Raw genomic sequence first — 12,711 nt, 5'->3', positions numbered from 1 at the left:
CGCGCCGTCAGTCCGGGCCGGGGCGGGCGTCCCGGAGGGGCTCCCGGTCGAGGACCTCGACGTACACGATCCGCCTGTCCACGACGTCCAGGGCGAGCATGCCGTCGGCCGGTGAGAGCGGTACGCACCGATGGCCCGGGCCGAACGGCTGACCGTCCGGATGCGGCTCCGTCCGGAAACCCTGGCAGAAGCCGTCACCGCAGCGGCACCGCGCGACCAGCCGGAGGTCCCGGGCGGCGACGGCCAGTTCGTGCTCGCCCTCGCGTTCCAGGAGGTCGACCAGCTCGCCGAGCAGGTCCGGGAAGACCTCGCGGACCAGCGGTGGGTGGTGCTCCGGCGCCGTCACGGGCGGGGCGCCTTCACGCCGTGGACGGCGGCGTACTCGGCGGCGAGCCAGGGGCCCAGGCCGTCGACGAGCACGGCCAGGGTGGCCCGGTCGGCGGTGGGGGTGCGGGCGACGCCGGCGGCGAGGCGCATCTGGTCGGCGCGCTGCGGGTAGTAGCCGGCGAAGGCCTCGGCGGAGGCGGCGAGGTCGCTGGTCCAGCCGCCCCAGCGGGGCATGACCAGGGTGAAGCCGGTGCGGACCAGGCGGCGGGCGACGCCCCGGACGAGGGCGCGCAGTTCGGCGTCCGTACCCGCGGCGGCCGCGCGTGCGCGCCACCTGGGCAGGGCCAGGGCGAGGTCGCCGTTGGTCTCCCGGGCCAGCAGCGAGGTGGGGCGGTAGCGGGGGAGCCGGGCGGCGAGGTCCTCGCCGAGCAGCGGGGTGCAGAGGCAGGCGACGAACCAGCCCAGGTCGTGCCGCTCCAGCTCGCTGAGCAGTGTGCCGGTGCCGAAGAGCAGCACGCCGACGCCGTCCACCTGGGCGAACTCGGTGTCGAGCGCCGCTTCGAGGGCGTCGGCCGCCGCCCGGTCCGCGGCGGTGGGCTCGTGGTGCAGGGCGAGCAGCAGGTCGAGGTCGGAGACGCCCGGGGTCGCGGTGCCGCGCGGGACGCTGCCGTAGAGGTAGGCGCTGTGCAGCCGGTCGGGGCCGAAGGCCGTGGCGATCCGCTCGCGGGCGGCGGCGACCACCGGCGCGAACGCCGGCGGCACGCGGTCGAGCGAGCCCTCCCGGGCGATGCAGCCGTCGCGGTCCAGTCCCTGAGTGGTGGTCATGGCCGCACTCTGCCCTACCGTCACCGTGCTGACCAGCGAATATCCGTCGGCCCGGCGGATTGTCAGTCGCGTGTGCAAGCATCCGTCGCACACGAACACGACCGGCGTGAGGGGATCGGCATGGGCACCTGGGACATCGGACACTTCGACAGCGACTCGGCGGCGGACTTCAGCGGCGGTCTGGACGACGCGGCGCCGGGCGAGCGGGAGGCACTGCTCCGCTCCGCGCTGCGGTGCGCCGTCCGTGCGGAGGAGTTCCTGGACTCCGACGAGGCGGTGGAGGCGGTCGCCGCCGCCGCGCTGGTGGCGGCGCAGTGCCCGGGCGGGGCGGCGGTGACCAGCGCGTACGGTCCGAAGGAGCCGCTGCCGCCGCTCGCCGTCGAGTTGCGCCCGCTCGCGGTGGCGGCGCTGGACCGGGTGGTGGCGCAGGAGTCGGAGCTCGCGGAGCTGTGGGACGAGACGGAGAGCGGTCCGGCCTGGCGCGAGGGCATACGGGCGCTGCGGGAGGTTCTCGCCGTGGCGTCGCCGGCGGACGCGCCGGTGGCCGGGAGCTGAGCGGCCTGGGGTCGAGCCGCCGGGGGCGGAACGGCCTGGCGTCGAGCGGCCGTCAGCGGCGGGCCGCCGTCCACCAGTAGCCGAGTGCGGTCAGGCTGGTGGCGGCGCCGAGCAGGCAGACGGCCGTCCAGCCGCCGTGGTCGTAGACGACGGTGGACAGGATCGCGCCCGCGCCGCACCCGGCGGAGTAGAGCAGCATGTAGCCGGCGGTCAGGCGGCTCTGCGCCTCGGGGCGGACCTGGTAGAGGAGGTGCTGGTTGGCGACGTGGACGGACTGCAGGCCGTAGTCGATCACCACCATGGCGAGCACCAGCCACCAGACCGAGTGCGGGAGCAGTGCGGCCGGGAGCCAGCCGACCAGCATGGCCAGCAGGCCGATCCCGGCGGTGCGTTCGGCCCGACCGCGGTCGGCCTGGCGGCCGGCGTACCCGGCGCCGAGGGCTCCGGCGGCACCGGCGAGACCGAAGAGCCCGATCTGGGTGTGGCTGAGGTCGAAGGGAGGCGCGGCGAGCGGGAGCACCATCGGGGTGAGCAGCACGGTGACGGAGGTGAAGCTGAGCAGCGCGAGGACGGCCCGGACCCGGAGCACGCGCTCCTGGGCGAAGAGCGCGAAGACCGAGCCGACCAGGCGGGGGTAACCGATCCGTTCGGCCGCCCGGTGCCGTTCGGACGGGACGGCGGCCGCGACGGCGACGGCCATGGCGGCGGTCGCGACGGCGGAGGCGACGTAGACGGCACGCCAGCCGGCCAGGTCGCCGATGGTTCCGGCGACGGTGCGGGCGAGCAGGATGCCGACCACGATGCCACTGGTCACGGTGCCGACCACCCGGCCCTGGTCGCCCGGGGCGGCGAGTTGGGCGGAGTAGGCGACGACCACCTGGGCGACGACCGCGAGGACGCCGACGGCGGCCATCGCGAGGAGCAGCAGCGGAGCGGAGGGGGCGAGTGCGACGGCGAGGAGGGCGAGGACGGACAGGCCGAGCTGGGAGGTGATCAGGGTGCGGCGGTTGACGTGGTCGCCGAGCGGCACGAGCAGCAGGAGGCCCAGGGCGTAGCCCGTCTGGGTGAGGGTGCCGACCAGGCCGATGGTCGCCGGGTCGATGCCGTGGTCCCGGGCGATCAGGTCGAGCAGTGGTTGCGAGTAGTAGACGTTGGCCACGGCGAGGCCGCAGGCGACGGAGAGCAACCAGGCGGCGGCGGGTGACAGGCCGCGCGGTGGTGCCCCGGTGGGGGCGCCGGCCGTGTCGGTGGCGGTCGCGGTGGAGGCGGATGCGCGGGCGGGAGAGGTCATGGGCGGGACTCCCTCGAAGGGCACGGTGGTTTCAAAGTGCTACCACCGCACCATGGCATATCCTGGTTTCAACAAGCAACCGCGTCCTGATCGGTACGCTGGGCGCCGACCGGTGAGCGCTGAGAGGTGGAGGAAGTGCCGAAACGCATCACGCACGAGGAATCGGCCTGCCCGGTCGCCCGTCCGCTCGACGTCGTCGGTGACGGCTGGACGCTGCTGATCGTCCGTGACGCCTTCGACGGGCTGCGCCGCTTCGGGCAGTTCCAGAAGAACCTCGGCCTGGCCAAGAACATCCTGTCGGCCCGCCTGGCCAACCTGGTCGCCAACGGGGTGTTCGACCTCGCGCCGGCCGCCGACGGCAGCCCGTACCAGGAGTACGTGCTCACCGAGAAGGGCCGTGCGCTGTTCCCGGTGATCACGGCGCTGCGGCAGTGGGGCGACCAGTGGTTCTTCGAGGAGGGCGAGCCCCGGGCGCGCCTGGTGGACCGCGAGTCCGGCGCGCCCGTCGCGACGGTCGAGGTGCGCTCGGCGGACGGCCGGGTGCTCGGGCCCGAGGACGCGAGGGTGCTGCTGCCCTGAGGCGTGCCGCTGCCACCGGCCGGGTGGTGGCCGGTGGCAACCGGGTCGGGGCGCGTCGGGTCAGCTCCGGGCGGCGGGTTCCGAGCCCGTCGTCGAGCCGGAGGGCGTGGACGGCTGCCAGGGGCTCGGCGGCGGGATGCCGGGCGCCGGCGGCCCCGTCGGCGGTTCGACGTGCTGGTCCGTGATCTCGGCCCGCCCGATCGGCCGGGAGAACCACCCGCCGGTCTCGATGTCCACCAGGGTGATCTGGGTCACCGGCTGCGGTGACGGCGCCACCACGATCAGTGCGGTCGGCTGGAAGCCGGGCCAGGCCGTCCCGGTGTACTTGGCCTTGGTCACCAGCAACGGCGGCTTCAGCGGGTTGCCGCAGGAGCAGCGCACCCGGGGCACGCCCCGGTCGTCCACCAGGACGGCGGTGCCCGCCTGGAGTACGGACTGGTAGTCGACCACCGCGCCGCTCTTGTGGCTGTGGTTGGTCACCCGGGTGTCCACCCGCAGGTAGGCGGAGGTCAGCGAGCGCAGATAGCGGGGGATCTCGGCCTGCGCTATGCCGGCGGCGGAGGCCCAGGCGCGCCCGGTGTCCCCGGTCGAGACCATCCCGATCAGGCGCTCGGTGTCGCAGCTCGGCTTGCCCATCGTCCCGGCGTACAGCCCGGCGGAGTCGCCCTCGACGCTGTGGAACAGGGCCGGCGAACCGCTCCAGGATGAGGCGCCGCCCGGCTGCTGCGCCGTCGGGGTGACGGGGGCGGGGGCGCTCACCCCCCGGGTCTCCACCGACGGGGTGAACGGGTCCGGCCCCGGATCGGCCGGGGCCTGCAGGGCGACCTCGTTCACGGCCGGCACACCCGGGTTGTGGCCGCCCTGGTGGCCGGCGATCAGCACGGCGGCCACCACGGCCACCGCCACCATGCCCGCCGCCAGGGCCAGCCCCTTCCCGGAGCGCCACCACGGCCGGCGGGCCCCGCGCCCGGGCCCGCCGGAAGACGGCCCACCGGGCCCGCCGGTACCGCCCGGTCCGGATGGTCCGCCCGGCCCGCTCGCACCCCCGCCGGCCGACGGACCGGCGAGTGGCCCGGACGGCGGACCGTGCGGAGGCTCGGTGGGCGGGCCGGACGGAGGCGGTTGGGCGGTCATCGAGGCTCCGTTTCGCAGGCGGCCGGCCGGCCACGGCCGACCCGGGAAGCTCCGGCCACTTGCTTCCCTTTCTCTCCCGCCGCCCCGTTCGCCGCAACAGCAGGTGCCCGGGGCGTCGCCGAGCGTGCCCACCGGCCGTCGGCCACCCTGGAAACCCCACCGGAAACCACCACGGGCCGGCCGGGAACCGACCGGGTGCCGAGCGATCCCGGGCCCGGCCGGGTCCCGAGCACCCCGCGAGCGACGAGGAGACGGCATGCAGCAGCCCACCACCCGGGCCGCGGGCCCGCCCGGCGCCGTCCGCGGCTGGCTGGACGCGCTCGCCGTCGTGCTGGCCGGGTTGGTCGCGATGGCGGCGGTGGCCGCGCTCGGCCTCTGGCTGTCCGGCGCCGACGACCTCCCGGACGGGGGCTTCCCCGCCGTGCTGGCCGCGACACTCGCGCTCGCCGTCGGCGGCACCGTCCGACTGGACGGCGGCGCGGGAGACTTCGCGGCCGTCGGGGCCGGGATCAGCGCCATGCCGCTGGGCGTCTCGGTGGCCGGCGCGGTCGTGATGGCGGAGGTGTTCCTGCGCCGGCTGGGCTTCCGTGCGGTCGTGGGCGGCGGTGAACTGCTCGGAAGGATCGGCCGGACAGTGCTGCTCTGGCTGCTCGCCCTGGTGCTGCTCACCCTCGGCGCCCAGCACACCTTCGTCGTCCCGCTCGGCGGCGACCTGGCGCAGACGATCGGCGGCGTGCTCGGGCTCACCCCGGAGGTCGGCTTCCACGCGGACGGCCCGACCACCGTGGGCATCGGGCTGGCCTGGTTTCTCCTGGTACTCGCGGTCACCTTCGCGGTGTCCCGGCGGGCCCCGCTGCCGCCCGCTCTGGTGCGCTACCAACTCGCGGTCCGCCCGGCCGCGTTCGCGCTCTGGCTGGTCCTGCTGGCGTACCTGGCGGTCGGTGCGGCGGCCGGGGTGCTGACCGCGATCGTGCACGGCAACGCCCGGCACACCCTGGCCGTGGTGCTGCTCGCGCTGCCCAACCTGGCCTGGCCGGCCTTCGGCGTCGGGCTCGGCGCCGAGTGGCACGGACGGCTGGTCGGCGCGCTCGGCCTGCCCGTCCCCGAACCGCTCAGTGCCGTGCTGCGCACCCCCGGGGGCGGGGAGGCGACCATCGACCTCGGCACCCTCGCTGAGCAGGACGCGCGCATCTGGTGGCTGCTGCCGCTGGCTGCCGTCCTGCTGCTCGCGGCCGCCTTCCTGGCGGCCCGCCGCTCGCCGCGCACCGTCCGGCTCTGGCAGCACGCCGTCCGGTTCGCGCTCGCCACCGCCGTCACCGTGCTGCTGATGGGCCTGTGGACCCGGGTGGACGCCGACTACGGGCTCTCCGTGCTCGGCGTCGGCCTCGGCCAGGGCGGGCTGGCCGACCTGCTGGGTGCCGTGCTCGGCGGCAACAACCCGCTGGCCGGGCTGGGCGGCGGCAGCCTCACCCTGCGCCCGGTGCTCTGGACGGCGGTGCCGCTCGCGGCCGGCTGGGGGCTGCTGACCGGCGCGCTCGGCGCCCTGCTCGCCACCCGCGTGCGGCACCGCGGCGAGGCGCCGGCTGGCGGGGCGCGGGGCGCCGACGAGGGGTGAGGCGCGGGCGGGGCGGGGTATGGGCCGGCGCGGCCGGGCTCGGGACAATCGGTGGCCGGAACGTCAGAAGGCCTCGGCCAGAAGGATGACGGCCGCCGGGACGGCCTGACCGAGTGCGCCGCGCCACAGCTTCGGTTCCGAGACGAACAGGGTGGTCCCGCCCGCGACCATGAACGCGGCGACGTAGAGCACCACGGCCCGTCCGGCCCCCGGGTGCCCGCTGTGCAGCAGGACCAGGCCGGTGACCAGGCCGAGCGCCAGGAACAGGTTGTAGAAGCCCACGTTGACGCGCCACAGCCGGACCTCCGGGGCGTCCGCCGTGCCGCCGGTCAGCAGGCGCCGCACCCGCGGGTGCCCGTAGAGGAAGCTCTCCAGGGGCCAGACGATCAGGTGGATCCCCGCGGCGACCACGGCGAAGACCTGGCTCACGGCGTTCATGGCGGACGGCTCCCTCCTGGCGAGGGCGAGGGCGAGGGCGGCGGGCGGACGACCGGTGCGGCGCACGCGGACGGCTCCGGCACCGCTGGCAGGTCGGGGGGCGATCGCCGGGGCGAGCGCCGGGACGACCCGGGTGGGAGGCCCGTCCGCGCGCCACGGCTCCGGCTCGGCGGCGCCCGCCGCGCGCAGTTCGGCGACCTCTTGCGGGCCGGGTCGGGTGTCGCCCAGGAGGACATCCCGTCCGGTGGGGCGACGTGGGTGGGGCGGAACGCGAACTCGTCCATGGGCGGCTACATTTCCTCCGCCGCGCGGATCCCCGTCGCGCGCGGCACGTCTCGCACCACAGGTCGCTTCCCACTCTACCGGCGGCGGCCCGGCCGGGCCCCGCGCAGCGGACCCGGGGCGGAGGTCACCGCCGCATGATGTTCGGCTCGTGCCGCCGCAGCAGCGCCAGCACCACCAGGCCGTACAGCAGCGAGAGCCCGGGCAGCAGCGCCATGCCCATCAGCCAGCCGGAGCGCTGGTGGCGGAACATCGGGTCGGCGGTGATCGCGTTCGGGAAGATGCCGTGCAGCTCGACGGTGCGCGCCATCGCCGACAGGCCCCAGCGGGACGGGACCAGCCAGGCGAACTGCTCCAGCGCCGGGACACCGTGCAGCTTGAGCATCAGGCCTCTGAACACGATCTGCACCACCGAAGAGGAGCGCCAGCAGCGGCATGGTGGCCTCCTCCTTGTCCACCAGCGCCGAGACCACCAGGCCGAGCATCATCGCCGAGAAGGCGAGCAGCGCGACCGCGATGATCAGACCCGGGGGTCATCCAGGACGACCTCGCCGGTCGGGTCACGGCCGAGGTGGTAGGTCCGGGCCGGGTCGATCAGCGGCGAGTCGCTGTCGGTGACCAGTACGAGGGGCGGCGCGGTGGGTGCGCCGCGGCGCTCTCCCATGCTGCGCATTCTATCGCCGCCGTGGTCGCGGCGGCGGCCGAAGAGCCGTTCCGGAGCGCGGGATTGGACTGGACCACTGCCTCCGTGCACCACTATCGTTCGGCGTGCCCGTGGATCGCGCGGAGCCGGAGGTCGTCGAGTGCTTCGGAACGGAACCCATGAGCGTCTGGCCGCAGTTGCGACGATCCCGGACCGTCCGGGCCGGGCACGCCACCGGCCGGGTGCTGCGGTGCGGACTGATGGACACCATGCTCGCCGACCTCGCCGTCTCGGTCGTGCTCTGCTTCGAGCACCCGCTGGACGACGACCGGCTCTCCGCCGGCCTGGCCCGCGCGCTGGAGCGGGTGCCGGTCTTCGCCGGACGGCTGCGCACCGTCGAGGGCGTCCTGGAGGCGGTCTGCGACGACACCGGAGTGCCGTTCGACGTCTACGGAGTGGAGGGCGCGCTCGCCGGGGCGATGGGCCGGGTGACGGCGCCCGGCTCCGAACTGGTCACCCCGTTGGACGCCCCCGCCGCGCGCACCGGCGGCCTCCCGTTGCTCACCGTGCGGGTGACTGGGACGGCCGACGGCGGCACGGTGCTCGGCTGCTCCTGGCACCATGCGATCGGTGACCTGCACAGCTTCATGCTGCTGCTGCGGATCTGGTCCGCTGCGGTCGGGGGCGATCCGCTGCCGGAGGCCGAGCTCGTGGACGACCAGGACGAGTTGCTGACCGAGGTGCTCCCCGCCGAGGACTGCGGCCGGCCCGGCTTCCGGGTGCCGTCGGCGGAGGAGGCGGAGCTGCTGGCCCGCGAGGTGGCGGCCGGGCCGCGTGCCAACCGGATCGTCCAGATCGCCTTCACCGACGCCGAGTTGACCCGCATGCGCGAGGAGTTCGGTGCGGCGACCGGACGGCGGCTGTCCTCCGGGGACGTGCTCTGCGCCCACCTCCTCAGCACCCTCCGGGAGTTGGACAGGGACGACGCCGAGCGGATGCTGACCGTGCCGGTCAACGCTCGCCGCTGGCTGGGCCTGTCGCCCGCCCTGGTGGGCAACCTGCTGAGCGAGGTCCATGTGCCGCACCGGCCCGAGGACGGTCCGGCGGTGCTGGCGGGCGCGCTGCGCACGGCAGTCGAGGAGTTCCCGACCGCGCACCTCAACTTCCGCGCCAACCTGTGGTTCCTGGCCACCCTCGGCCGCTCACGGCTGCGCGACTGCGTGCCGCTGGGCTTCGATCCGGGGGCGCGCCGGTTCAGCTTCTCCAACTGGAGCGGTTTCGGTGCCTACGCGGTGAGCTTCCAGGGGCATCGCCCGGTGCTCTTCAGTCCGGCAGCCAACTATCCGCTCCCCTAGGTCAGTTGGACGGTCGAGGGGTTCCGTGGCGAGGGCCGGCTGGCCACCGTGGTGCTGCCGGCCCGGCTCGCCGCCCGGGTGCGTGGCGCGGAGGGCCGGGTGGCGCTGCACCGGTTCCAGCGGGCCGAGGACCAGCCGCCCGGGTCGGCCGAGGTGCTGCCCAAGGTGATCTGAGCCGTCGTGCGCACGGCGGAGCCGGGTGCCCACGGTGGTCAGCGGTGCTTCATCACGAGGTCCAGCGCGTGCCGTAGCTGCTCGCGGCCGGGCTGGACGGCACGGTCGAGGGCCGGGGCGAAGGGCAGGACGGCGCCGTCCGGGCGGGTGATCCGGCGGGGCGGGGCGACCAGGCGCATCTCCTCGGCGGCGGTGGCCAGCACCTCGGCGCCGAAGCCGCAGCTGCGGTTGGAATCGTCCAGGACGACCAGCCGGCCGGTGCGCTCCAGCGACTCGGCGAGCGCCGGCCAGTCGAAGGGGTGCACCGTGCGCGGGTCGAGGACCTCCACCGAGAGGTCCGGCGCCAGCTCCTCGGCGACCGCGAGGGCGTCGTGCACCAGGTGCCCGAGGGCGACCACGGTGACGTCGGTGCCCGGCCGGTGGATCCGGGCCCGGCCGAGCGGGACGGGGACGAGGTCCCAGGTGACGGTCTCGCGCACGGGCATCGCGGCGGCGGGTGCGAACACCACGACCGGGTCCGGGTCGCGGATCGCCGAGCGCAGCAGCCCGTAGGCGTCGGTCGGGGTGGCGGGCACCGCCGTCTTCACCCCGGCGTGCGCGAACAGGCTGTACGGGTGGTCGGAGTGCTGCCCGGCCCAGCCGTCCCGGGAGCCCGAGCCCGGCACCAGGCAGGTCAGCGGGACGGCGGCCTGACCGCCGGTCATCAGCGAGAACTTGTGCGCCTGGTTGACGAGTTGCTCGAAGACCAGGAACAGCAGGGACGGGATCTGGAACTCCAGCACCGGACGCCGGCCGGCCAGTGCGGCGCCGACCGCCATCGAGGTGAAGGCCTGCTCGGACAGCGGGGTGTCGACGATCCGCCCCGGCCCGAAGCGGTCCAGCAGGCCGAGCGTCGGCCCGGCCAGACCGGCGCCGATGTCCTCGCCGAAGACGCAGACCGCCGGATCGGCGGCGAGTTCGTCGGCCAGTGCCCGGTTGAGCGCCCTGGTGTACGAGAGCCTGGTCACGGTGTCACTCCTGCCCGGGGCCGCAGCCCGTCGGCGTACAGGTGGTCCAGCGCGCCCGCCGGGTCCGGGTGCTCCGAGGCGAGCGCGAACTCCTGCGCGGCGGCGAGCTGTTCGGCCACCGACCGGTCCAGCCCGGCGACCGTCGCCGGGTCGATCAGGGCGGCGGCCCGGGGGAGCGGGTCGCGCTCGCGCCAGGCGCCGATCTCCTCGGCGGAGCGGTAGCGCAGCTTCATCCGGCGCTCCATGGTGTGGTGGCCCTCGTAGCGGTAGGTGCGGCAGGCCAGGAAGCCGGGGCCGCCGCCGCTGCGGGCCCGCTCGACGGCGCGCAGCGCGGCGGTGCGGACGGCCTCGGTGTCCATGCCGTCCACCTCCTCGGCGGGGATGCCGAAGGCGGCCGCCCGGCCGGTGGCGCTGCCTGCGACGGCGGTGGCGGCGGGCAGGGTGGTGGCGTAGCCGTTGTCCTCGCAGACGAACAGCACCGGCAGGCGCCACATCGCGGCGAGGTTGAGCGACTCCAGCAGGACGCCCTGGTTGAGCGCGCCGTCGCCGAAGAAGGCCACCGCGACCGGGGTGCGGCCGGCCGGCGCCCGCCCGGCGACGGAGCCGTCCGCCGCCGTCCGTTCAGGCGACGAGACGGCCGAGGCGGCTGAGGTGGCCGACGCGGCCTGGGCCGCCCAGGCGGCGCCGACCGCGATCGGGGCGCCGGCGCCGACCATGCCGTTGGCGCCGAGGATGCCCAGCGAGAAGTACGTGGCCGCGCGGGATCAGCATCGGGACCTTGTGCACCTGCTGTCCGTTGTGGGCGGCGTTGGCGGCCAGGATGTCCTCCAGCTCGGAGCGGTCGCGGTCGGCGAAGTGCCGGGTGGAGTCCTCGCCGGAGGGCAGTTCCCGCCAGCGGTGGCTGCTGTCGACCATGGTGATGGTGCCGTTCTCCTCGCGGCAGTCGTGGAACGGGATGAAGGCGGTGAGCATCTCGTCCGAGGTGCAGGTCTGCCAGTAGTGCTTGTCGAAGTGCCACGGCACCTGGTTGCTGGGCTCCTCGGGCACCGGGGGCTTGTGGATGAGCGTCGACTGGAAGATCCGGACCTCCCCGGCTCCGGCGAGCAGCGCGGCGACCGCGCCGATCAGAGGCTTGCGAAGGATCGCGCCGATCGCGTCGCTCTCGTGGTGCACGTAGTCGTTGTGCCGCTGGACCGGCCCGTCCGAGGGCCGCCAGGAGGCCAGCCGGGGCGGCCGGACGGGCAGCTCGCGGTCGCGGTGGCCGGCGTAGTACAGCTCGGTGGCGGCCTGGAGGGTGTCCAGTTCCTCGTCGCTGAAGAGCTTGCGGGAGAGGTACCAGCCGTGTTCACGGTAGTGCGCCACCTCTTCCGGGGTGGGCAGCAGGGCACGCTCGGCCTCGGTGAGCCGGAACTCGGGGGCTGCGGGCACCGGGTGGGCCTTCTTCGGATGTGCGGGGGCGGGCCGGCTGGCGGCGGTGGAGCGGTCGATGCCGGTGGGGCTGTGCCGTTCGACGGCCTCGTAGAGGGCCTTGATGTTCGCGGTGCCGAAGGTGCCCGCTCCCTGCCGCTCGATCAGTTCGAGGAAACAGGTGCGCCGGGGGTGCGTCGAGCGGGCGAAGATCTGGAACAGCTGGCCGCCGTGGTCCTGGTCGACCAGGACGTGCAGCTCGCGCAGGGTCGCCACCGGGATGGCCGTCTCGCCGAGGCGCTCGGCCAGGGCGTCGAAGTAGGCGTCCGGGGTGGTCAGGAACTCCACGCCGCGCTCCCGGGCGGCCCGGACGGCGCCGGCGATGTCGCGGGTGCTGAAGGCGAGGTGCTGGACACCGGCCCCGCCGTGGGCGGCGAGGAACTCGTCGATCTGGCCGGGGCGGCGGGCGGTGTCGGGCTCGATCAGGGTGAAGGTGGCGCCGCCGGAAGCGCTCTGCACCACCTTGGAGTCCATCGCCTGCTCGCCGACCTCGATGTACTCCTCGAAGATCGTGCGGAAGCCCAGCGCGTCCTCGCAGAACCGCACGGCGTCCGCGAGCGTGCCGGCGGGCAGGCAGATCGCGACGTGGTCGAGGTCGTCCAGCAGCCGGGGCTCCGGGGTGGGCCCGCCACACGGCAGCGGTACCAGGCGCAGGGCGGTGTCGCCGAAGCCCTCGATCAGGGCGCCGGCCCGGTCGAGCACCCGGGCGCCGTGCCGTTCGGCCCGCTCCAGTGCGGCCGCCGGGTCGGCGCAGCCGAGCGCCAGGACGGCGACGCCGTCCCCGTGCCGGGCGACGTACTCGGCCACCGGGTGCTCCGGGTCGGCGGCGGAGGTCAGCTGGAGTCGGATGGTGCCCTGGCGCAGCGCGACGGTGCGGACGCCGTCCGGTGCGGTGGCCGGGGTGTCGAGGGTGAAGCCGTGGTCGGCGCGGAGTCCGGCCGCGGTCTTGTCGGCGTCCGCGCAGTGGAACTCGACGTGGGTGATGGTCTGGATGGACAACAGGATCTCCCCCCGGAGGG

Annotated in this window: 14 protein-coding genes and 1 pseudogene; 5 read left to right on the top strand and 10 right to left on the bottom strand. The window is 75.0% G+C overall.

Features of this window, described 5'->3' with window-relative positions; all coding sequences use genetic code 11:
* Positions 1–7 precede the first annotated feature (7 nt).
* Entirely contained in the window at positions 8–346 is a 339-nt protein-coding gene (locus tag ACIRRH_RS15865; protein WP_403067010.1) for a hypothetical protein, read from the bottom strand.
* Entirely contained in the window at positions 343–1,152 is an 810-nt protein-coding gene (locus tag ACIRRH_RS15860) for a nucleotidyltransferase domain-containing protein (RefSeq protein ID WP_403067008.1), read from the bottom strand. The genes ACIRRH_RS15865 and ACIRRH_RS15860 overlap by 4 nt, the downstream gene beginning before the upstream one ends.
* 120 nt (positions 1,153–1,272) lie before the next feature.
* Here ACIRRH_RS15860 and ACIRRH_RS15855 point away from each other — a divergent pair, with 120 nt between their 5' ends.
* Positions 1,273–1,707, top strand: coding sequence for a DUF4259 domain-containing protein (locus ACIRRH_RS15855; RefSeq protein ID WP_403067006.1), 435 nt, complete (start codon positions 1,273–1,275; stop codon positions 1,705–1,707).
* A 52-nt stretch (positions 1,708–1,759) separates the two neighbouring features.
* Here the strand turns inward: ACIRRH_RS15855 and ACIRRH_RS15850 are convergent, their stop codons facing one another.
* Entirely contained in the window at positions 1,760–2,998 is a 1,239-nt protein-coding gene (locus ACIRRH_RS15850) for an MFS transporter (protein WP_403067004.1), read from the bottom strand.
* A gap of 135 nt (positions 2,999–3,133) precedes the next feature.
* Between ACIRRH_RS15850 and ACIRRH_RS15845 the strand changes: the two genes are divergently transcribed.
* On the top strand, positions 3,134–3,577 hold the full coding sequence (locus tag ACIRRH_RS15845) for a winged helix-turn-helix transcriptional regulator (RefSeq protein WP_403067002.1): 444 nt from the start codon (positions 3,134–3,136) through the stop codon (positions 3,575–3,577).
* 60 nt (positions 3,578–3,637) lie between these two features.
* Here ACIRRH_RS15845 and ACIRRH_RS15840 read toward each other — a convergent pair whose 3' ends face one another.
* Complete coding sequence (locus ACIRRH_RS15840) at positions 3,638–4,486, bottom strand: DUF6777 domain-containing protein (protein WP_403067000.1); 849 nt, start codon at positions 4,484–4,486, stop codon at positions 3,638–3,640.
* A gap of 481 nt (positions 4,487–4,967) precedes the next feature.
* On the opposite strand from ACIRRH_RS15840, the gene ACIRRH_RS15835 reads away from it, so the two are divergent.
* Entirely contained in the window at positions 4,968–6,326 is a 1,359-nt protein-coding gene (locus ACIRRH_RS15835) for a streptophobe family protein (protein ID WP_403066998.1), read from the top strand.
* Positions 6,327–6,389: 63 nt separating this feature from the next.
* Here ACIRRH_RS15835 and ACIRRH_RS15830 read toward each other — a convergent pair whose 3' ends face one another.
* The 3 genes and pseudogenes from ACIRRH_RS15830 to ACIRRH_RS15820 all read right to left on the bottom strand — a co-directional run bounded on the left by ACIRRH_RS15830 (position 6,390) and on the right by ACIRRH_RS15820 (position 7,710).
* Positions 6,390–6,764, bottom strand: a complete 375-nt coding sequence (locus tag ACIRRH_RS15830) for a DUF1304 domain-containing protein (protein ID WP_403066996.1) — start codon at positions 6,762–6,764, stop codon at positions 6,390–6,392.
* Between the two features lie 409 nt (positions 6,765–7,173).
* Positions 7,174–7,570, bottom strand: a pseudogene (locus ACIRRH_RS15825) (ABC transporter permease); the annotation flags it as partial.
* Positions 7,567–7,710: a hypothetical protein gene (locus ACIRRH_RS15820; RefSeq protein ID WP_403066994.1), complete on the bottom strand. Its 144-nt coding sequence runs from the start codon at positions 7,708–7,710 to the stop codon at positions 7,567–7,569. The pseudogene ACIRRH_RS15825 and the gene ACIRRH_RS15820, both read right to left, overlap by 4 nt.
* A gap of 158 nt (positions 7,711–7,868) precedes the next feature.
* Here ACIRRH_RS15820 and ACIRRH_RS15815 point away from each other — a divergent pair, with 158 nt between their 5' ends.
* Positions 7,869–9,044, top strand: a complete 1,176-nt coding sequence (locus ACIRRH_RS15815) for an acyltransferase (RefSeq protein ID WP_403066992.1) — start codon at positions 7,869–7,871, stop codon at positions 9,042–9,044.
* 48 nt (positions 9,045–9,092) lie between these two features.
* Positions 9,093–9,218, top strand: coding sequence for a hypothetical protein (locus tag ACIRRH_RS15810; protein ID WP_403066990.1), 126 nt, complete (start codon positions 9,093–9,095; stop codon positions 9,216–9,218).
* A gap of 38 nt (positions 9,219–9,256) precedes the next feature.
* Here the strand turns inward: ACIRRH_RS15810 and ACIRRH_RS15805 are convergent, their stop codons facing one another.
* Genes ACIRRH_RS15805 through hppD form a run of 3 tightly spaced genes read right to left on the bottom strand, consistent with a single transcriptional unit; the run spans position 9,257 to position 12,691 of the window.
* On the bottom strand, positions 9,257–10,225 hold the full coding sequence (locus tag ACIRRH_RS15805; protein ID WP_403066988.1) for an alpha-ketoacid dehydrogenase subunit beta: 969 nt from the start codon (positions 10,223–10,225) through the stop codon (positions 9,257–9,259).
* Positions 10,222–10,941: a thiamine pyrophosphate-dependent enzyme gene (locus tag ACIRRH_RS15800; protein ID WP_403066986.1), complete on the bottom strand. Its 720-nt coding sequence runs from the start codon at positions 10,939–10,941 to the stop codon at positions 10,222–10,224. The genes ACIRRH_RS15805 and ACIRRH_RS15800 overlap by 4 nt, the downstream gene beginning before the upstream one ends.
* Positions 10,847–12,691, bottom strand: a complete 1,845-nt coding sequence (gene hppD / locus ACIRRH_RS15795) for a 4-hydroxyphenylpyruvate dioxygenase (RefSeq protein WP_403066984.1) — start codon at positions 12,689–12,691, stop codon at positions 10,847–10,849. Before hppD ends, ACIRRH_RS15800 begins: the two co-directional genes overlap by 95 nt.
* Positions 12,692–12,711 lie beyond the last annotated feature (20 nt).

Source organism: Kitasatospora sp. NPDC101235 (genome assembly GCF_044767505.1).
In the GTDB taxonomy this organism is placed as follows: Bacteria; Actinomycetota; Actinomycetes; order Streptomycetales; family Streptomycetaceae; genus Kitasatospora.
The sequence above is the reverse complement of the archived record's forward strand: the minus strand, read 5'-3'. Positions and strand labels throughout refer to the sequence as shown.